General features: G+C 71.9%; 15 protein-coding genes and 1 pseudogene. 6 read left to right on the forward strand and 10 right to left on the reverse strand.

Annotation, left to right across the window (positions count from 1 at the left end; genetic code table 11):
- Nucleotides 1–127: 127 nt before the first annotated feature.
- Both N4G66_RS04065 and N4G66_RS04070 read left to right on the forward strand, forming a co-directional pair.
- The gene (locus N4G66_RS04065; protein ID WP_391858751.1) at nt 128–904 is read left to right on the forward strand and encodes an intradiol ring-cleavage dioxygenase; all 777 of its coding nucleotides are present in this window, start codon (nt 128–130) and stop codon (nt 902–904) included.
- A gap of 207 nt (nt 905–1111) precedes the next feature.
- Nucleotides 1112–4105: a beta-galactosidase gene (locus N4G66_RS04070; protein WP_261702534.1), complete on the forward strand. Its 2994-nt coding sequence runs from the start codon at nt 1112–1114 to the stop codon at nt 4103–4105.
- Here N4G66_RS04070 and arfA read toward each other — a convergent pair.
- From arfA to N4G66_RS04105, 7 genes are all read right to left on the reverse strand, one after another.
- A complete protein-coding gene (arfA, locus tag N4G66_RS04075; RefSeq protein WP_261702535.1) occupies nt 4102–5604 on the reverse strand; it encodes an arabinosylfuranosidase ArfA in 1503 nt (500 codons plus the stop codon). The two genes, N4G66_RS04070 and arfA, sit on opposite strands and share 4 nt — an antisense overlap.
- Before the next feature lie 144 nt (nt 5605–5748).
- Nucleotides 5749–6717 (reverse strand): arabinan endo-1,5-alpha-L-arabinosidase, encoded by a 969-nt coding sequence (locus N4G66_RS04080; RefSeq protein ID WP_261702536.1) that lies wholly within the window; start codon nt 6715–6717, stop codon nt 5749–5751.
- A gap of 18 nt (nt 6718–6735) precedes the next feature.
- Nucleotides 6736–7599, reverse strand: a complete 864-nt coding sequence (locus N4G66_RS04085; RefSeq protein WP_261702537.1) for a carbohydrate ABC transporter permease — start codon at nt 7597–7599, stop codon at nt 6736–6738.
- Nucleotides 7596–8537, reverse strand: a complete 942-nt coding sequence (locus tag N4G66_RS04090; protein ID WP_261702538.1) for a carbohydrate ABC transporter permease — start codon at nt 8535–8537, stop codon at nt 7596–7598. The genes N4G66_RS04085 and N4G66_RS04090 overlap by 4 nt, the downstream gene beginning before the upstream one ends.
- Nucleotides 8534–9892 carry an extracellular solute-binding protein gene (locus N4G66_RS04095; RefSeq protein ID WP_261702539.1) on the reverse strand — a complete coding sequence of 453 codons (1359 nt, stop codon included), beginning with the start codon at nt 9890–9892 and terminating at the stop codon, nt 8534–8536. Before N4G66_RS04095 ends, N4G66_RS04090 begins: the two co-directional genes overlap by 4 nt.
- A 187-nt stretch (nt 9893–10079) precedes the next feature.
- A complete protein-coding gene (locus N4G66_RS04100; RefSeq protein ID WP_261702540.1) occupies nt 10080–10976 on the reverse strand; it encodes an SMP-30/gluconolactonase/LRE family protein in 897 nt (298 codons plus the stop codon).
- Nucleotides 10973–11746, reverse strand: a complete 774-nt coding sequence (locus N4G66_RS04105; protein ID WP_261702541.1) for an IclR family transcriptional regulator — start codon at nt 11744–11746, stop codon at nt 10973–10975. The genes N4G66_RS04100 and N4G66_RS04105 overlap by 4 nt, the downstream gene beginning before the upstream one ends.
- Before the next feature lie 398 nt (nt 11747–12144).
- Between N4G66_RS04105 and N4G66_RS04115 the strand changes: the two are divergent.
- Nucleotides 12145–12738 (forward strand): annotated as a pseudogene (locus tag N4G66_RS04115) (hypothetical protein); the annotation flags it as partial.
- Between the two features lie 88 nt (nt 12739–12826).
- Here N4G66_RS04115 and N4G66_RS04120 read toward each other — a convergent pair.
- Nucleotides 12827–13714 carry an ATP-grasp domain-containing protein gene (locus N4G66_RS04120; RefSeq protein WP_261702542.1) on the reverse strand — a complete coding sequence of 296 codons (888 nt, stop codon included), beginning with the start codon at nt 13712–13714 and terminating at the stop codon, nt 12827–12829.
- A 209-nt stretch (nt 13715–13923) separates the two neighbouring features.
- Between N4G66_RS04120 and N4G66_RS04125 the strand changes: the two genes are divergently transcribed.
- On the forward strand, nt 13924–15027 hold the full coding sequence (locus N4G66_RS04125) for a MerR family transcriptional regulator (RefSeq protein ID WP_261702543.1): 1104 nt from the start codon (nt 13924–13926) through the stop codon (nt 15025–15027).
- A 93-nt stretch (nt 15028–15120) separates the two neighbouring features.
- Here the strand turns inward: N4G66_RS04125 and N4G66_RS04130 are convergent, their stop codons facing one another.
- The gene (locus N4G66_RS04130; RefSeq protein ID WP_261702544.1) at nt 15121–15762 is read right to left on the reverse strand and encodes a toxin-antitoxin system, toxin component; all 642 of its coding nucleotides are present in this window, start codon (nt 15760–15762) and stop codon (nt 15121–15123) included.
- On the reverse strand, nt 15759–15941 hold the full coding sequence (locus tag N4G66_RS04135) for a hypothetical protein (RefSeq protein ID WP_261702545.1): 183 nt from the start codon (nt 15939–15941) through the stop codon (nt 15759–15761). The genes N4G66_RS04130 and N4G66_RS04135 overlap by 4 nt, the downstream gene beginning before the upstream one ends.
- Before the next feature lie 239 nt (nt 15942–16180).
- Between N4G66_RS04135 and N4G66_RS04140 the strand changes: the two genes are divergently transcribed.
- A complete protein-coding gene (locus tag N4G66_RS04140) occupies nt 16181–17833 on the forward strand; it encodes an acyl-CoA synthetase (RefSeq protein ID WP_261702546.1) in 1653 nt (550 codons plus the stop codon).
- Nucleotides 17826–19244 (forward strand): carboxyl transferase domain-containing protein, encoded by a 1419-nt coding sequence (locus tag N4G66_RS04145; RefSeq protein WP_261702547.1) that lies wholly within the window; start codon nt 17826–17828, stop codon nt 19242–19244. Before N4G66_RS04140 ends, N4G66_RS04145 begins: the two co-directional genes overlap by 8 nt.
- Nucleotides 19245–19339 lie beyond the last annotated feature (95 nt).

A 19339-nucleotide genomic window follows, 5' to 3' on the forward strand; every position in this document is an offset into this window, starting at 1 on the left:
CGAGTCGGGGACCCCGCAAGGTGTCCAACAAGGAGCTTGACGGGCTGTCACTTTGCGGAACTGACAGCTGACCGACAGCATCCACTCCTACGGTGCCGTGTTCATGACAGATTCCCCCTCGAAAGACATGTCAGAGGCCCCGCTCGGGCGCCGAACCGTACTGATCGCCACCGGCGTCACGGCCGCGGCACTGGCCGTGGGCGCGGCGGCACCCGCCGCCCCCGCCCCCGCCCTCGCCCCCGCCACCGACGTGGCGGACGACGCGGTCCCCGCCGCCGCGGCGGCAGCCGTCTGCACCCTCACCAAGGAGATGACCGAAGGTCCCTACTACCTCGACGGACAGCTCGTCCGCGCCGACGTCACCGAAGGCAAGGCCGGCGCCCCGCTCAAGCTGGTGCTCACCGTCGTCGACGACGACACCTGCGCGGCCATCAGCAACGCCCTCGTCGAGATCTGGCACTGCGACGCGCTCGGCGAGTACTCCGGCTTCGTCGGCAACAACGGCCACAGCGAACCGGACGACGGCACGTTCCTGCGCGGCGGCGTCCTGACGAACGCGTCCGGCGTCGCGAACATCACCACGATCTACCCCGGCTGGTACCGGGGCCGCTGCGTGCACATCCACGTCAAGGTGCACACCGGCGTCACCCTCACCTCCGACGGCTCCTTCACCGGCGGCAGGGAACTCCACACCGGCCAGCTCTTCTGCAGCGAGACGATCACGACGGCGATGGCCAAGGTGTCCCCGTACTCGACCAACAAGGTCACCCGCACCACCCTCGCCCAGGACTCCATCTACGACGACGGAGGCGCCTCCTCCGGCCTCCTGACCCTGACGGCCCTCGGCAGCACCGCCTCCGCCGGCTACACCGGCACCCTGACGCTCGGCGTCGAGACGAGCTGACCCGCCCCTTCCCCCCACGGAGGCCGGGGGCGGCCCGCGACCATGCGGGCCGCCCCCGGCCGCGCCCATACCGCGTAATTCCCCCGCGCCTAGATCGTCATATGACCATCAAATGACCTGCTCCTGTGGACAATGGCCGCACCTTCCCCCGGGTTCTCGGGCTCGGACCGAGCGGGGAACCCCCGTCGCCGTCCCCGGGAGACCCGCATGGTGTTGAGCAGACGTACCTTCAGCGCACTCGCCGGCACCGCCGCGCTCGGTCTCTCGCTGAGCGGCAGCGGGGGCGACGAGGCGCGCGCGGCAGGAAGGACGCCTCTCGCACCCACCGGCCCCGCCCCCGCACCGCCCACCGCCGACGGCAGGACACACACGGTCGGTTTCGACCGCTACTCGATGCTGATCGACGGCAGGCGCCTGGTGATCTGGTCCGGAGAGGTCCATCCGTTCCGGCTGCCGAGCCCGTCCCTGTGGCGGGACGTCCTGCAGAAACTGCGCGCCCACGGGTACAACGCGATCAGCATCTACGTCGCGTGGAACTACCACTCCCCCGCACCCGGGCAGTACGACTTCACCGGGGTCCGCGACCTCGACCTGTTCCTGCGGACCGCCGCCGAGACCGGGCTGTACGTCATCCTGCGCCCCGGCCCGTACATCAACGCCGAGGTCGACGCGGGCGGCTTCCCCGGCTGGCTGACCGCCACCCCGGGGGTGGCCCGCACCTCGGACCCGGCCTATCTGAAGCACGTCGACGAGTGGCTGACCGCCGTCGACCGCATCGCCGCCCGCCACCTCTACACCGACGGCGGCGGCACGATCGTGCTCTACCAACTGGAGAACGAGTACGACGACCACGTGACCGAGCCCGCCGGACGCGACTACATGGCGCACCTGTACGCGAAAGTGCGGGCGGACGGCATCGACGTGCCACTCTTCCACAACGACAAGGGCAGGAACGGCCGTTGGGCCCCGGGCACCTTCGACACGGACGGTGAGCGGGGGCGTTACCTCTACGGCTTCGACGGCTACCCCTCCCCCTTCAAGACACCACCGGACTGGGGGTACTTCGGACCCGGCGGCATGAAGGGCGGCTCGACCGCCAGTCCGGACACTCCGGGGTTCATCCCCGAGTTCGGAGGCGGCTGGTTCGATCCGTGGGGCGGGGCGGAGTTCGACGGCCTGGGCTACGCGGAGTCGCGCCGCACCCGGGACGCGGCCTACGAGCGGCGCTTCTACCTCACCAACCTCGCCAACGGCATCACGGTCCACAACGTCTACATGACCTTCGGCGGCACGTCCTGGGGCTGGCTGCCCGCGCCGATCGTCTACACGTCGTACGACTACGGGGCCGCCCTCGACGAGGCACGGCAGCCGACCGAGAAGCTCCTGCCGATGCACCAGATCGGCCAACTGCTGCACTCGGTGCCCGACCTGGCGAAGCTGGACCGCGCCGAGCCGGCCGACGGAGGCACCCCGGAGGCCGGACCCGGCATCAAGGCGTACCACCTCGTCAATCCGGACACGAAGGCGCACTTCCATGTGCTGCGCAACGACGCGGCCACCGAGTCCGTCGCCTCCGTCCCGCTCGCGGGCACGACAGTCGCCGTGCCGGTGCCCGGCCTCGACGCCCGACTGCTCGCCTCCGGAATCGCCCTGGGACGAAGGAAGTTGAGCTACTCGACCGCTCAGCCGATGCTGTGGCTGACCGCAGGACGGCAGGACATCGCGGTGTTCACGGGCCGGGCGGGCGAGTCGACGCGCACCTGTCTGGAGTCGGCGAGCGAGCCGACGGTCACCGTGCTGGACGGGGACGCCGGGCACAGCTACGGGGACGGGATCCTGCGGATCGACGCCGTACTGGACGGCGTCACCCGGGTCCGGGTGGAGGGCGGTGATGTCGCCGCACCCCTCCTGCTGCTGTTCGCCGACGACGAGAGCTCCCGCCTGCTGTGGCGGTACGACACTCCGTCGGGTCCGGTGCTGGTGCGCGGCCCGGCGCTGCTGCGCACGGCCGCCCTGCGCGGCACGACCGTCCAGCTCACCGGCGACACGGTGGAGGCGGCGGACCTGGAGGTGTGGGGACCGCGCGGGATGAGCGAACTCGTATGGAATCACGGCACGTTGAAGTCCCGCGCCACCACCTCCGGGAGCCTGCTGGCCGAGCGGCCGCTGGCCGGTGTGGACCGGGTGCGGCTGCCCGCCCTGGCCGACTGGCGCCGGGCCGAGGGCGATCCCGAGTCGGCCGCCGGCTACGACGACTCGGCGTGGCAGGTCGCCGACAGGACGTCCTCGTACAGCATCACTCCCGTGCCCGCCGGGCAGCCCGTGCTGTTCGCCGACGACTACGGCTTCCACTACGGCGACGTCTGGTACCGGGGGCACTTCGCGGACGCGGGCGGCGCGGAGTCCGTGTCCCTGTCCTATGTCGCGGGCGCCCAGGGGCTGTTGATGGCCTGGCTGGACGGTGAGCCGCTGGGCACGCACCGGATGCCGGTGCCGGACAAGAAGACCGTGCGGCAGGGGACCTGGGCGGCCACCGCCACCTTTCCCGTCCGGCCACGGGACGGGCACAGACATGTGCTCTCCGTCCTGGTCCGGCGGATGCAGCACGACGAGGACGGCAGGGCGAACGACACGCACAAGGCGGCCCGGGGTCTGACGGCCGTCGCCCTCGCCGGGGCCGCTCCGGCGGTCCGCTGGCGCGTCCAGGGCGCGGCGGCCCCCGACCCGGTGCGCGGACCGCTCAACACCGGAGGTCTGCACGGGGAGCGGCGCGGCTGGCATCTGCCGGGATTCGAGGACGGCGGCTGGAAGGCCTGCGGCTTCCCGCGAGCCGAGCGGCGGCAGGGCGTCACCTGGTACCGCACCGGCTTCCGACTCGCCGTGGACACCGGGGTGGACGCCTCGATCGGGCTCGCCCTCACCGACGATCCGGCCCGCGCCTATCGCGTCCAGATCTTCCTGAACGGCTGGAACATGGGCCAGTACATCAATGACGTGGGGCCCCAGCACACGTTCGTCCTCCCCAACGGGGTGCTGCGCACACGCGGGCGCAACACACTGGCCCTCGCGGTGCTGTCCGACGGAACCACACCCGCCGGCCCCGGCCGGGTGGAACTGACGCTGCTGGGCAGCGCGGCCGGAGGAGTACCGGTGGCCCCGGTGGACTCCCCCGGCCCCACGACCGCGCAGCACGGGTCCTAGGCCAGCCGGATCACGTTCCAGGACAGCGGCTCCAGGACGGCGCTCAGCGTGCCGCCTCGGAGCGTGGTCCCCTCGACCGGGTGCGGGGTGACCCGCTCCTGGTCGTGCAGGGTGTTGGCGGCGTCCGGGTCGGCGTCGGCGAGCGCGCTGTGCTCGACGACCGTCGTCAACCCCATCCGGTTCAGGGCGACTTCGAGGGGCAGCGGCTCGGTCTGGCTGCGGTTGACGGCGAAGACGCTCACCGAGCCGTCCTCGGCGCGCACCGCGGTGGCGTGCAGCAGGTCGGCCTCGCCGTACTTGCGGGTCGGGTACCTCGGCGAGTCCACCCGGACGTCGAGGACCTGACCGCGCCCGTACGCCGAGGCCTGTGCGAACGGATGGAAGGTCGTCTGCCGCCAGGCCGGGCCGCCCGGTTCGGTCATGATCGGCGCGATGACGTTGACGAGCTGGGCGAGGCAGGCGACGGTCACCCGGTCCGCGTGCCGCAGCAGCGCGATGAGCAGCGAACCGAAGACGACCGCGTCCGTGACGGAGTAGACGTCCTCCAGCAGGCGCGGGGCCTCCTGCCAGTCCTCGACCGGGTGCGGGTCGGGCCGGCTCTGGTACCAGACGTTCCACTCGTCGAAGGAGAGGTTGATCCTCTTCGTGGACTTGAGGCGGGCGCCCACGTGGTCGCAGGTGGCCACCACGTTCTCGATGAACGACTCGGTGTCGACGGCGGAGGCGAGGAAGGAGTCCCGGTCGCCGTCGGTCTCCTCGTAGTAGGCGTGCAGGGAGATGTGGTCGACGAGGTCGTACGTCTCGGCGAGGACCGTCGCCTCCCACTCGGCGAAGGTCGGCATGCCCTGTCCGGAGGAGCCGCACGCGACGAGCTCGAGGTCCGGGTCGATCTGCCGCATCGCGCGGGCGGTCTCGGCGGCGAGCCGGCCGTACTCCTCGGCGGTCTTGTGGCCGGTCTGCCAGGGGCCGTCCATCTCGTTGCCGAGGCACCAGAGCCTGATGCCGAACGGGTCCTTGTCGCCGTGCGCGATCCGCAGGTCGGAACGGGCCGTCCCGGAGGGGTGGTTGGCGTACTCCTGGAGCGCCAGGGCCTCGGCGACCCCCCGTGTGCCGAGGTTGACGGCCATCATCGGCTCGGCCTGCGGACCGATCTTCTTGAGGAAGCCGATGTACTCGCCGAGCCCGAAGCGGTTGGACTCGGTGGATCGCCAGGCGAGGTCGAGGCGGCGGGGCCGCTCCTCGGCGGGGCCCACCGAGTCCTCCCAGTTGTAGCCGGAGACGAAGTTGCCGCCGGGATAGCGGACGGCCGTGACACCGAGCTCGCGGACCAGCTCCAGCACGTCCGTGCGCAGGCCTTCGGAGTCCGCGGCTGGGTGGCCGGGTTCGAAGATGCCGGTGTAGACGCAGCGGCCGAGGTGCTCGACGAAGGATCCGAAGAGACGGGGGTTGACCTCGCCGATGGTGAAGGCGGGATCGAGGGCGAAGCGGGCGGTACGCATGGTGTCCTTTCGGGGCGCCTTGGGGCCCGGGCGGGGAGTGCCTTGGGGAGATGGTGGGGGTGGCCCCGTTTCGTGGGCGGGTGCGGGGCTGTCGTGACGGGTCTCGCCCACGCGGCGGAGCCGCACAGTGGTGCGGTCCCGCCCCTAACCGACCACGGGCCAGCCGTTCTTCGTCCAGCTCAGCCTGTTCAGGCCCAGCTTGGGCGTGCCGTTGTCGTCCGCGTCGTAGTAGTGGTAGGCCAGCCAGTCCTCGCCACCGTCCCGGAAGACCGACTCGCCACCGGGGCCGATGTAGCGGCCGTGGCCGGCCAGCAGGAGGTCGCCGCCGCCTTCGAGCATCTGCGTGCCCGTGCTGTCCGCGTACGGGCCGGTCACCGACGTCGACCTGCCCACCCTGATCTTGTACGTGGAGTTCACGCCCGCGCAGCACGCGTCGTACGAGGCGAAGAGGTAGTAGTAGCGGCCGTGTTGGACCACGTACGGCCCCTCGACGGCGTACGGGGCGTCCGGGCGGGTCGCGAGGTGGCGGACGGGGGCGTCGGCCTTGGCCCTGCCGGTTCCGGGATCCAGTTCGACCATACGGATGCCCGTCCAGTACGAGCCGAACGTCATCCACAGTCGGCCGTCGGCGCCGGTCACCGCCGGGTCGATGGCGTTCCAGGTGTCGCTGGTGTCCGAGGTGAAGGCCTTGCCGTGGTCGGTCCAGGTGCCGGGCAGGCCGCTCGGTGAGGTGGCGACGCCGATCGCGGAGTGGTTGGTGCCCCACGAGGAGACCGCGTAGTAGAGCCAGTACCGGCCGGCGCGGTAGGAGATGTCCGGGGCCCAGGGGTCGCCGGTGGAGTTGTACTCGTACCACCAACTCGGTGGTGCGGCGAAGGCGTTGCCCGCGTCGTCCCACTGGACGCGGTCCCGGGAGAGGCGGGCGCCGATCACGCCGCCGGTCGAATAGGCCACGTATCCACCGGACTTGAGCTGGATGACTGTGGGGTCATGGATGATCTGCTGTCCGGTGACGGGCCCCGGGTCCGGGTAGGTGACGTCGGCCTGTGCGGTGGTCGGCAGCAGGGCGACGACGGCCGCGGCGAGCAGGGCGGCGAGTCGGTGTGCGGTCAACTGGGGCTCCTCGTCCGGTCACTGGCCGGCCAGACCGGTGTGGGCCACGCCCCGCACGATCTGGCTCTGGAAGAAGACGAACACGACGATCAGCGGGAGGCCCGCGATCAGGCCGCCCGCCATGAGCTGCGGCCAGATGATGCCGAAGGAGTTCTGCACGGTGGCGATGCCGTTCGGCATGGTCATCAGGTCGGGGTTGTTGGTCACCATGTAGGGCCACAGGAAGTTGTTCCAGGAGGCGATGAAGGTGAAGATCCCGACCGCCGAGAGGGACGGTTTGGAGAGCGGGAGGACGATGGTGAAGAAGATCCGCCAGCGGCCCGCGCCGTCGATGAACGCGGCCTCCTCCAGCTCGCGGGGCAGCGACTGGAAGAACTTGTAGAGGATGTAGACCATGGCCGCCGGGGCGCACTGCGGCAGGATCATCCCCCAGTAGGTGTCGACCATGCCGAGCGACTGCACGGTCGCGAAGAGGGGGACGCCGAGGATGGCCGGGGAGAACATCAGGCCCGCCATCGTCAGGGCCATCAGGGCCGACTTGCCGCGGAACTCGGTGCGGGCGAAGCCGTATCCGGCGAGGGCGGCGACGAGCAGCACGACGAAGGTGACGCAGACCGACACCACCAGGGAGTTCACGAACCAGTTGGGGATGTTGCCAGCTTCGATGACGCTCTTCCAGGACGCCGCCGTGAGGTGCTGCGGGATCCAGTGCGGGGAGGTCACCGACTCGGTGGGGGTCTTCAGAGAGGTGGACAGCGCCCAGGCCAGCGGGGCCATCCACACCAGTGACAGGGCGGCGGCGACCGCCGTCAGCGCGATCTGTCCCGGCGTCCAGGTGCTGCGGGCCTTGCGCGGTGCGGGAGTCGGGTCGGCGGTGGTCATCGGGCGTCCTCCTCGCGGAGCCGCAGCAGCCACATCCGCCCGAGGGCGACGGCCGCGATGATGAGGAACAGGATGAAGGAGATCGCGGAGGCGTAGCCCACGCGGTAGCTGGTGAAGCCCTGTTCGAGGGTGTACTGGACGAAGGTGCGGGTCGATTCCTCGGGCCCCGGGCCGAACTGGTACATGACGACGGCCTGGTCGAAGACCTGGAGCGAGGCGAGGACCTGGAGGGCGAGCACCAGGCCGGTGATGTTGCGCAGGTTCGGCACGGTGATGTGCAGCATCCGCTGGAAGGCGTTGGCCCCGTCCAGTTCGGCCGCCTCGTAGAGGTGGTGCGGGATGTTCTGGAGCGCGGCCAGGTAGAGCAGGAAGGAGAAGCCGACCGTCCACCACAGGGTGGCGACGACGACCGCGATCATGGCGGTGGACTTCTGGGTGAGCCAGGGGGTGTCGATGCCGAGGACGTGGTTGACCATGCCGTTGGTGGGCTGGAACAGCCACCACCACAGGTTGCCGACCACGGCCGACGGGAGCAGGAACGGCGCGAAGAAGCACAGCCGCCACAGCCACTTGAGGTGGGTGATGTGGTGCGCGATCAGGGCCATGAGCAGCGCCACGACGACGATGCAGGGGACGACGTAGAGGGTGAACTGGACGCTGTGCCACAGCGAGTTCCACACCAGGTGGTCCTGGAGTGCCTCGCGGTAGTTGTCGAGGCCGATGAAGCGGGTGTGGTCGCCGGAGATGTTGGCGTCGGTGAGGCTGAGGTAGAGGCCGCGTACGACGGGCACGACGACGAACAGCCCGTACAGCACGAAGAACGGGGCGACGAACCAGCCGCCGTGCTGGAACCGGCGGCCCCAGCGTGCGCGGGCGGACTCCGTCGCGGTGGCCGCGCGGGGCCGCAGGCCCGTGGCGGGGGCGAGGGTGGTGGTCATGCCGCGGTTCCCTTCAGCTCCTGGGCGGCGGTCCGGCCGTCCATCGGATTCCGCATGGCCAGCAGTTCCTCCAGGACGGATTTCATCCGGCGGGCGGCGGCTTCCGGTTTCGCGGAGCCGACGTTGGAGGAGGCGACGACCGGGCCGATCCGCTTGGCGAGGGTGCCGGTGGAGCCGGCGAACCAGATGCGCGGTTCGGTGGCCGGGTGCTCCATGGCCGGGCGGGAGTACTCGTTCTGCGGGGTCAGCTTGAGATAGGCCGGGTCCTGGAAGGTCGGCAGATAGGCGGGGACATGGCCGCCGCCCGCCCAGGCGGTGGCGTGCTTGACCATGTAGGCGGCCAGCAGGTGCGCGCCCTCGTTGGCGGGGCCGCCGCGGTCGGCCTGGTGCGGCAGGACGAAGGAGTGCGACTCGGCGTGCGTGGCCGGGGTGCCGAAGACCGGGGGCAGCGGCTGGGCCCCGTAGCCGACCTTCTCGCCGCTGAAGTACGGCACCGACCAGTTCCCCTCCCACACGAACGGCGATCCGGCGAGGAACGCCTCGCCGTCGGCCTGGCCGACGATCGTGTAGCCGTCGGCGACGTGCTGGTGGAGGAACTCCAGGACCTGGGTGGCCTTGTCGGTGTCGAAGGTGACGTCGGTGCGCTCGTCGTCGAAGTAACCGCCGCCGAGCTGCTGGTAGAAGGCGACGAAGAACCACCAGGAGAAGTTCTGGTCGAAGGCGTGCAGGCCGAGGGTCTGCTGTCCGCCCTTCAGCTGCTTCTTGGCCTCCTTGAGCATGGCGAACCAGTCGTCGGTGGAGTTCGCGGTCGGCAGCCTTCCGTCGGCGTCGAGCAGGCCGGCCTTCCGGCAGACGTCCGTGCGGTAGAAGCTCAGCTGGACGTGGATGTCGAGGGGCAGGGCGTAGAGCTTGCCGTCGACGATGCCGCGCTTCCAGAGCACGGGGTTGAAGTCGGCTTCCCGGACGCCGTACTTGGTGAGCAGGTTCATGTCCCAGGGGTCCAGGAGCCGGCCGGGCGCGAAGCCGGGCACGCGGCCCTGGTGCATGACGCTGAGGTCCGGAGCGCGGTTGCCCGCCGCGGCCATCGCGAGCTTCGTGTAGTACGGGTCGCCCCAGGTGAGGGTGGAGTCCTTGACCGCGATGCCGGGATGTTCCTTCCGGAAGGCGTCCACCATCGCGACCATGTTGGCTCCGTCGCCTCCGGTGAAGAGGTTCCAGTAGCGGACCCGGGTGCTCGCGCCGGAGGCGAGCGCGTCCGCGCCGGTGCCGAGTGCGGCGAAGCCGAGACTGCCCGCGACCGTCAACCCGCCCACCGCGGAGAGGAGTTGCCTGCGGTTCAGGCCAGGTCGTGCCATACCTTGCCCCCACTGTTCGAAATTTCGGCAGATGATCGCAACTTCGAACGGGACCGTAGATAGGAAGCGCTTACTCGTCAATGGTTTGCGCAAAAAACGGTGGCGCGAAAACGCGAGTCCCCGCCCGGTGACCGACACCTGGGCGGGGACTCGTGGCTTGACCGGCGGCGTGACCGGCGAGTGCGGGCTAGCCGGCGAACTCCGGCTGCGGCAGGCCCTTGCCCGCGCCGGGGACGACGAGCAGGGAGCCTGACATCGGGTGCGGTGCCGTGAGGCCCGTACGCGCGGTGGTGATGTAGAGGTCGGTGAGGTCGGCACCGCCGAACGCGCAGGCGGTGGGGCGGCGGACCGGCAGGTCGAGGACCCGGTCGAGGGCGCCGTCCGGCGTGTAGCGGCGGACCGCTCCGCCGTCCCAGAGGGCCACCCAGACGCAGCCGTCGGCATCCACCGTCAGACCGTCCGGGAATCCCTCCTCCACGGTCGCGAACGGGCGCCTGTCGACCGGGAGTCGATCGTCGCCGATGTCGAAGACGTCGATGCGGCGGGTCGGCGAGTCGACGTAGTAGACACGGCGGCCGTCGGGGCTCCAGCCCGTGCCGTTGCTGACGCTCACGTCGTCGAGGATCGGACGGACCGTGCCGTCGGGGGTGATCCGCGACAGCGTGCCCCCGCCCGGCGCCTCGTCGTAGCGCATGGTGCCGCACCACAGCGAGCCGTCGGGGGCGACGGCCGCGTCATTGGCGCGCCGCCCGGGCACGGGCTCCCGGTGCAGCCACCGGAACGCACCCCCGGCGGCTCCGGTGGCCCCTTCGGGTCCGGCGGTGGTGGATCCGTCGGACCCCGCCGGCCCGTAGAGGCCCACGCCGTCGCGGAGGTTGACGACCAGGCCGCCGCCCGCTCGGGGCTTGGCGGCGCCCACGTGCTGCTCGGTCGTCATCACGGTGCGGCGGCCGGAGGCGGGGTCGTAGGTGTGGACCCGGGAGCCGAGGACGTCGACCCAGATGAGCCGGCGCGCCCGGGTGTCCCAGGTCGGGCCCTCGCCGAGCGCCGCGCGCGCGGGGACGGCGACCTCGACGGCGGTCATCGCACGTTCCGGTGACCGAGCCGCTCGGACAGTTCCGCGGCACCCTTCGCCGCGAGCTGCTCCAGCTCGTCGCGGCGCTCGTCGCTCCAGCGGATCATCGGTACGGAGATCGAGAGCGCGGCGACGACCTGTCCCGCGCGGTCGCGCACCGGGGCCGCGACACAGCTGACGTCCGGGTTGGACTCACGGCTCTCCACGGCGATCCCGCGACTGCGGATCTCGGCGAGGGCCTCGCGCAGGGCGCCCGGCTCGGTGATGCTGTTGGGCGTCATCGCGACGAGGTCGGCGTCGTCGGGGACGCGCGAGGTCAGCTCCGGCTCGGAGAGGGAGGCGAGCAGCATCTTGCCGACGGAGGTGCAGTGCGCGGGAAGGCGGCGGCCGGCCGCCGAGACCATGCGGACGGCGTGCGTCGAGTCGACCTTCGCGATGTAGATGACGTCGGTGCCCTCGAGAATCGCCACGTGCACGGTCTCGTCGCAGGTCTCGGCGACGGAGCGGGCGACCTGCTGGCCCTCGGCCGCGAGGTCGAGCTGCTCGGCGTAGCGGCTGCCGAGCTGGTACGGGCGTACGCCGAGCCGGTAGCGTCCCGGCTGACCGGGCACCTGCACGATGTACGAGCGGGCGGCGAGCGTGGTCACCAGTTCGTGCACGGTCGTGCGCGGCAGCTGGAGTCTTCGCACGATGTCGGGGGCGGAGAGAGTCCCGTCCCCGTCGAGAAAGAGCTCCAGTATGTCCAGAGCTCGGGTCACGGCAGGTACGAGGCGTCCCACAGCCGACTCCCTCCCTTTTGTTCGAAATTTCAACAGACGATCGGGATGACGAACACAGGCTAGTCATAGTGCCCTTCGACGGGCAATGGTTTGAAGGCGGCCCCTGCTCGGAGGTCCGCGTGACGGACCCCACGGCGAACCCCGCGACGGACCCGATCCAGCCGGTCGTCCCGGTGGTCGAGCAGCTCGCCGAGCAGGGGTGCACGGGCTGGGGGCTGCCCGGCTCCAGCAGAGTGCCGCTCGCCTCCTTGCCCCTGGAAGCGCACCGGCGCGCCTGTCGTACGTCGTCTCGCGGGGCCTGCTGCGCCGGGTGCTGCCGCCGCGCGGACGCCAGTACGTCGACTCGGTGCCGTTCCTGCCGGACGGGCGCCGGCCGGGCGAGGGCCGGGTGCGCGACCATGGACCCCATGCCGGCCAAACGCCCCGCCACCCCCTTCACCCCGCTCGACTTCCAGCTGGTCCTGCTGCGCCGCATGGCCGACCACAACCCTGACCTGGTCGAGGAGGCCCGTCACCGACTGGGCGTCTCCATCGCCGACATGCGCGAGGCCAACCGGCGCTGGCAGGCGATGCTGCACGCCCCGCGCTCACGGTCCGCCGCGTCCCGCCACCGCTCGGTGCTCGGTGCCCCCGAGTCCGCGCAAGAGCGCCGGATCGGCGATCTGACCTGCGAGGCCCTGCAATGGCCGGTGCCCCTGTGGCCCGATCTGCGCTTCGAGGTCCTGCTCGCCCCGAACGGCGCCGTCTGGAACGAATGGCTGGTCCGGGCCCCGGGCGCGCCGGCCCCGGTGCTGGAGACCCTGGAGGATCTGGCCCCCTGGTGCTGCACGGTCGACGAGGCGGCCCGCGCCTTCGCCCCCGCCCGGCCCCTGGAGGGCACGGCCCCGACCCGCTGGGGCCTGGCGTTCACGGCCCCCGACGCGTCGGGCGTGCCGCACGCGTGCGCGGCTGAGTTCACCTGGGGACTGCTGCAACGGGTGGGCGTCAAGGGACCCGTACCGGCACCACCCGAGAAGTCCGCTCAGCGGTCCGGGGACAGGACCGCTGACAAAGCCGCCGACGAGACCGCCGACGAGCCCCTCACAGGGCGGCGGCCCTGAGGATCTCGTCCACGACGACGGGCAGCGACTCCGGGTGGAGCCACAGGAAGAGGTTCGGCTCGACGAGTTCCAGCTCCATCACCCGGGGCGCGCCGTCGTCGCCGTCGACGAGGTCGACACGGGCGTAGAGCACACTGTCCGCGCCTCCCGGGACGGCGGCCAACGCCCTTTCGGCAACGGCCTGTTCGGCCGCGGTCGGCTCCCAGACCTCCAACCGCGGGTGGGGCGTCTTGTGCCCGTCGTACGGCGTCCCGGGCTCCAGCACGGCTCCCTTGCGACTGGCGTGCAGCAGTCGGCCGCCGAAGAACTGGAGCGCCCGCTCGCCCCGGGTGTCGATGTTCGTCACATACGGCTGGACCATCGCGGTCAGCCCTTCGGCGTGCATCCGCGCGAGCTGCCCGAGGGCCGTCTCCCGCTCCTTCGGCGTGTACCTGGCGGCGTAGCGCGCCCCCGCCCCGGCCGTGGGCTTGACGACGAAATCGTGATCGCCGGGCAGCTCGACCGGGTCCCCCGGCGCGAGGTAGCGGGTCGGCACGACGGGCACCCCCGCGTCCGCCAGGTCCCCGATGTAGCGCTTGTCCGTGTTCCATCGCACGACCGGCGCCGGATTCAGGAGCCGCGTGAGCCCCGCGCACCGCTCGGCCCATTCCACGAACTCCGCCACGCGCCAGCTGTAGTCCCAGGTCGAGCGGATCAGCGCCAGGTCGAACCCCGCCCAGTCGGCCCCGGGATCGTCCCAGTGCACGATGTCCGCCACCGCCCCGGCATCCTCCAGGGCTCCCCTCAGCACGGACAGATCCCGGTCCGCGCCGGGCTCCTCGCCCGGGTCGTACGTGACGAGCGCGATACGGGCCACGACGTACTCCATCCTCGTACGGAACCGGTCGTACGACACCGCCGTACGACCGCGGACGCACCCCGTCGGCGCACCCCCGGGGACAACCCCGCCGCAGGTTAACAACCACCCGCACCTCCGGGCCAAGCCAGTATTGACCTTCACCAAGGGGCAGGGCCCAGCATCGGTGGCAGAACGAGAAGCGAGGAACGGCCCGGACACGGGAGCGACGGGGTGGGTGCATGGACATGCTGACGATCGGGGCCTTCGCGAAAGCCTCCCGGCTGTCGCCGAAGGCGTTGCGGCTCTACGACGAACTGGAGCTGCTGCGCCCCGCCCGGGTGGACCCCGAGACGGGGTACCGCTACTACGCGGTGGCACAGCTCGAACAGGCCCGGCTGGTGGCGTGGCTGCGGCGGCTCGGTATGCCGCTCGCCCGGATCCGGCGGGTGTGCGCCCTGGAACCGGGGCCGGCCGCGCGGGAGATCCGCGCGTACTGGGCCCGGGTCGAGGCCGAGACGGCCGCCCGCCGCGATCTGGCGGCGTTCCTCGTGGACCATCTGTCACCGTCCCCAGGGAAGGACACCAGCATGCTGGAACTCCGCTATTCCGCTCTCTCCGACACCGGCCTGGTCCGTGACGCCAACCAGGACAGCGTCCACGCGGGCGCCCGTGTCCTCGCGGTCGCCGACGGCTGCGGGCCGTACGGGGCACCCGCCAGCACGGCGGCGGTGCAGGCCCTCACGTTCCTGGACGACGAGCCGCTGTCGGCCGGTGGCGTGCTCAACCTGCTGGAGGACGCCGTGGAGGGCGCCGCCCGGGCCGTGGCGGACCTGGTGCCGCGACACGCCACGGCACAGGGTCCGGACGGGGAGGGCACCGGCAGTACGCTCACGGCCCTGGTGTGGACCGGCTCCCAGCTCGCGCTCGTCCACATCGGGGACTCGCGGGCCTATGTGCTGCGCGACGGCACGCTGTTCCGGATCACCCACGACCACACGGTGGTCCAGTCGATGGTCGACGAGGGCCGGCTCACCCCGGAGGAGGCGACCGCGCATCCCCAGCGCGCCCTGCTGCTCAAGGCGTTGGGCACCGAGGCGCCCGTACCCGATCTGCGGCTGCAGGACGTACTGCCGGGCGACCGCTACCTGCTCTGCTCGGACGGCCTCTCCACCGTCGTCCCGGACGAGGAGATCGCACGGCTTCTCACCTCGGCTCCCGATCCCGACGCGGCGGTCCGGACCCTGATCGGGGCGGCGAACGACGCCGGCGGGCCGGACAACGTCAGTTGTGTGGTCGCGGATCTGGTCGAGGTGGCCCGGCCGGCCGGAATCCGGGTCGGATAGGGGCCCGACGGTCGGTCCTGGGGCCTCAGGTCAGCCCTGGTTCCGCGTTCCGCAGGCCGCTTCCGAGGGGTCGCGGTTGTGTCCGGGCGCAGGTCAGTCCTGCGGTCTGCGGTAGCCGAGGGAGGTCTCGATGGCGCGACCGACCGGGTCGACGGGGGTGCTGTCGCCGGGGCCCGTCACCCAGGAGCGGAAGACACTCGCCAGGTGCAGGCCGAAGGCCTCGGCCTGTGCCTCGTCCGCCTGGCGTGATCCGTTGCGGGCGGCGACAGTACGGGCGACCTCCTGCCGGAACGGCCCGCGCGCTCCGGGATCACGCAGGGCGGAACGGTCCGAGAGGGCCGCCCGCGCGACGGCCGTCGCGCCGTCCACGTGGTGGTCCCGGTGCCCTTCCTTCATGTGCCACAACTCGTGTCCGAGAATGACGAGTTGCTGGACCGTCTCGGCGCGCTCCTCGACGATGACGAGGTCGAAGTCGTTGAACTCCATCCACAGGCCCGTGACTTCGATCTCGTCGGGGAAGCGCTCGAAACGGAGCTGGACGGGACGGCCGCCCCGCCGTCGGCTCATCTCCTCGCAGAGGGCCTGCGCCAACTCCCGCATGTCGAGCGGTGTATCGATCCTCCTCCGGAGCACCCGGCCGAGCTCCGCCGCCAGCGCCCGCATCTCGGAGCGGGTGCCACGCGGGCGGAGCGCCGTCAGGAAACCTCCGACGGCCCCGCCCGGCTTCGCCGTCATCGCTCCGCTCCCTGGCCGTCCGGCAGGCCTTCGAGCATGCCGACAAGGGCCTCCCGCCTGCGCGGGGTCAGCCGCGTGCCGCACGGGGCGAGGGTGACGACTCCGTCCGGCCCCAGCCCGACGATCCGCGCGCCGAGGCGTTCGAGTGTCTCGGGAAGGAGCGGCGGGGACTCACTCACCAAAGGTCTCCCGGCAGTTGACTCATCAAGTTGTGACGCGAGGCCGACACTACGTGTCCGGGTCCGTCCACGCCACGGTTCCCGAACGATCGTTCCCGGTTTCGGAACGATCCTTACGACGCCTGCGCTCACCCTCCACGTCCTCGGCGCGGACAGGCGTCCGGCCACCCGGTTCAGCAGTCCCATCGTGTAGGAAGAGGCTGTCCCTCCCGGTGAAGTCCTCTCGGCAAGGAGTCCCCGTGTTCTCCCTCTTCCCGGCCCTGGTGGGCGGTTCGGTCGCGGACCGGTCCGCGCTCCGCTTCGGCGAACGGTCCCTGACATACGCGGAACTGGCCGCCTCGGCGGGAGCGCTGGCCGCGCGGCTCGACGGTGCCGGCAGGGTCGCCGTCTGGGCGACGCCGACCCTGGAGACGGCCGTCGGTGTCGTCGCCGCACTGCTCGCCGGGGTGCCCGCCGTGCCGCTGAACCCGAAGTCCGGGGAGGCGGAACTCGGCCACATCCTGGGCGACAGCGCGCCGTCCCTGGTGCTCGCGGCCAGGGGGGACCGGCTTCCGGCTCCGCTCGAGGCGTTGGGCCGTATCGATGTCGAGGTCGAGGTCGAGGTCTCCCGCTCCGGCACTGGTACCGGCGCCGGAGCCGGAGCCGGAGCCGGAGCGGGGGTCGTTCCCGCCGGGCCCGACAGTTCCGGACCGGACACCTCCGGGCGAGATACCTCCGGTGCCGCCAAAACCGTCGCTTCCACCGCGTCCGCCGGGTCCGAGTCATCCACCACGCCCCCCGGATCCCCCGGCGGAGTCACCGACCCCGGCGCCCCCGCCCTGGTCGTCTACACCTCCGGCACCACCGGTCCGCCCAAGGGCGCGGTCATCCCGCGCCGGGCTGTCGCCTCGACCCTGGACGCGCTCGCCGACGCCTGGCAGTGGACCGGCGACGACGTGCTGGTGCACGGCCTGCCCCTGTTCCATGTGCACGGGCTGATCATCGGCATCCTGGGCCCGCTCCGGCGCGGCGGGTCCGTACGGCATCTGGGGCGGTTCAGCGCGGAGGGCGTGGCGCGGGAACTGAACGCCGGGGCCACGATGCTGTTCGGGGTACCGACGATGTACCACCGGCTCGCCGAAGCACTCGCCGAGGATCCCGGGCTCGCCGAGGCGCTGGGCCGGGCGCGGCTGCTCGTGTCGGGCTCCGCCGCGCTGCCCCTGCACGACCACCAGCGGATCACGGCCGCGACCGGCCGCGGGGTCGTCGAGCGGTACGGCATGACGGAGACCCTGATGAACACGAGCGTGCGGGCGGACGGGGAGGTCCGGCCCGGCACCGTCGGCGTGCCGCTGCCGGGCGTCGGCCTGCGGCTCGTCGAGGAGGACGGGACGACGATCGCCGGGTACGAGGCGGACGGCACCCCGACCGGCGCGCACGACGGCGAGAGCGTCGGCGAGATCCAGGTACGCGGGCCGAACCTCTTCACCGAGTATCTGAACCGGCCCGACGCCACCGCCGCCGCGTACACGGCGGACGGCTGGTTCCGCACAGGTGACATGGCGGTCCTCGACCCCGACGGCTCGGTCCGTATCGTCGGCCGCAGGGCCACCGACCTGATCAAGAGCGGCGGTTACAAGATCGGCGCGGGCGAGATCGAGAACGCGCTCCTCGAACACCCCGGGGTGCGCGAGGCCGCCGTCGCCGGGGAGCCCGACGCCGACCTCGGCGAGCGTGTCGCGGCCTGGATCGTCCCCCTCGATCCTCAGGCACCGCCGCCCGCAGACGAGTTGGCCGACCACGTGGCCCGCCGTCTCGCCCCGCACAAGCGGCCCCGCACCGTGCGCTTCCTCGACGAACTGCCCCGCAACGACATGGGCAAGATCCTGAAGCGGGCGCTGCCGCGTGACTGAGCGCATCTCGGCCCGCGAGGCCATCGCCCTGGTCACCGACAGCTTCGCCGAACTCCCCTCCCCCGGCGAGGAGTTCCGGCCCGATGGTCCGCTCTCCTGGAAGGGGTACGACGAGGCGCGGGCGCGCGCCGCCGCCCGCACCGGCGAGGAGGAGTCCGTCGTCTGCGGCGCCGCGACCTTCGGGACGGCGAGCTTCGGCACGACGACCGACGGCAGGGCTCCGCTCGGTCCGGTCACCGCCGTCCTCGTCGCCTTCGAGTTCGGATTCCTCGGCGGTTCCCTCGGTGAACGCACCGGTGACCGCCTGGAGGCGGCCTACGACTACGCCCGCACCCACCGGCTGCCCGTCGTCTCGCTCGTCGCCACGGGCGGCAGCCGGATGCAGGAGGGCATGCTCGCGCTGACCCAACTCCAGCGGGTGGCACGGCAGTCGGCGCTCACCCGGGAGGCGGGGCTGGCCCAGATCGCCGTCCTGCGGGACCCGACGACGGGCGGCGGCTGGGCCACGCTCGGCGCGGGGGCCGATGTGACCCTGGCGCTGCCGGGCGCCCAGGTCGCCTTCGCGGGCTCCCGGGTCCGCCCGCCCGACGCGGACCCGGCCGCGTACACGGCCGAGGCGCAGGTGGCGGCGGGGTCCGTCGACGCCCTCGTACCGCAGGACGGGCTGCGGGAGACACTCGCCCTGTGGCTGGACCTGCTCACCCGGCCCGCCGCCGGGGCCGCCCCCGTCCCGCCCGCGCTGGGCCCGGCGTCCGTCCCGTCCGCGCTGGGCGGCGCGACCGACCTGCCCGCGACCGGCTGGGATGCGGTGCAGCGCGCCCGCTCACCCGAACGGCCGCGCGCGGACGCCTACTTGGATGCGTACTTCACCCGCCGGGCGGCGATCGGCGGTGATCGCTGCGGCGGCACCGACGACGGCGTGCTGTGCGGCTTCGGCCGCGCGCGCGACGGGCGGACCATCGCGTACGCCGCCCAGCGCGGGACCCCGACCCGTCCGGCCGGATACCGCACCGCCGCCCGGCTGGTCCGGCTGGCGGGCCGGCTCGGCATCCCGGTCCTGACGCTGGTGGACACCCCTGGCGCCGCGAACGGCGCGGACGCCGAGCGGCAGGGGGCCGGTGCGGCGATCGCGGACCTGTTCGCGGCGGTCGCCACCGCCCGGACGCCGGTCACCACGCTGGTGATCGGCGAGGGCGGCTCGGGCGGCGCGCTGGCACTGGCGGCGCCCGGCAACACCTGGGCCACGCCGGACAGTTACTTCTCCGTCATCGCGCCGGAGTCGGCGGCCGCGATCCTCAAGCGGCCCGCCGCCGAGGTCCGGGCGACCGCGGCCCAACTCCGGCTCCGGCCGCAGGACCTGCTGGATCTGGGAGTGATCCGCGGCATCACGCAGCGCCGCCCCGGAACGTGAAGGGACGACGACCGCCGGTTCTTCCCTCCCAAGAGGAACCGACGGCCGTCTGCTCGACGGGCCACCACCACGGCGGCCGCCCTGATCGGGCGTTC

Source organism: Streptomyces rhizosphaerihabitans (genome assembly GCF_025399795.1).
GTDB classification, from domain to species: Bacteria; Actinomycetota; Actinomycetes; order Streptomycetales; family Streptomycetaceae; genus Streptomyces; species Streptomyces rhizosphaerihabitans.

Bases quoted from the DNA above. Each gene is read 5' to 3' on its own strand.
- N4G66_RS04085 (WP_261702537.1), bottom strand. From the start codon at position 7,599: ATGACCACCGCCGACCCGACTCCCGCACCGCGCAAGGCCCGCAGCACC.
- N4G66_RS04130 (WP_261702544.1), bottom strand. From the start codon at position 15,762: ATGACGGCGAAGCCGGGCGGGGCCGTCGGAGGTTTCCTGACGGCGCTC.
- N4G66_RS04090 (WP_261702538.1), bottom strand. From the start codon at position 8,537: ATGACCACCACCCTCGCCCCCGCCACGGGCCTGCGGCCCCGCGCGGCC.
- N4G66_RS04065 (WP_391858751.1), top strand. From the start codon at position 128: ATGTCAGAGGCCCCGCTCGGGCGCCGAACCGTACTGATCGCCACCGGC.
- N4G66_RS04125 (WP_261702543.1), top strand. From the start codon at position 13,924: ATGGACATGCTGACGATCGGGGCCTTCGCGAAAGCCTCCCGGCTGTCG.
- N4G66_RS04095 (WP_261702539.1), bottom strand. From the start codon at position 9,892: ATGGCACGACCTGGCCTGAACCGCAGGCAACTCCTCTCCGCGGTGGGC.
- N4G66_RS04070 (WP_261702534.1), top strand. From the start codon at position 1,112: ATGGTGTTGAGCAGACGTACCTTCAGCGCACTCGCCGGCACCGCCGCG.
- N4G66_RS04100 (WP_261702540.1), bottom strand. From the start codon at position 10,976: ATGACCGCCGTCGAGGTCGCCGTCCCCGCGCGCGCGGCGCTCGGCGAG.
- N4G66_RS04120 (WP_261702542.1), bottom strand. From the start codon at position 13,714: ATGGAGTACGTCGTGGCCCGTATCGCGCTCGTCACGTACGACCCGGGC.
- arfA (WP_261702535.1), bottom strand. From the start codon at position 5,604: ATGCGTACCGCCCGCTTCGCCCTCGATCCCGCCTTCACCATCGGCGAG.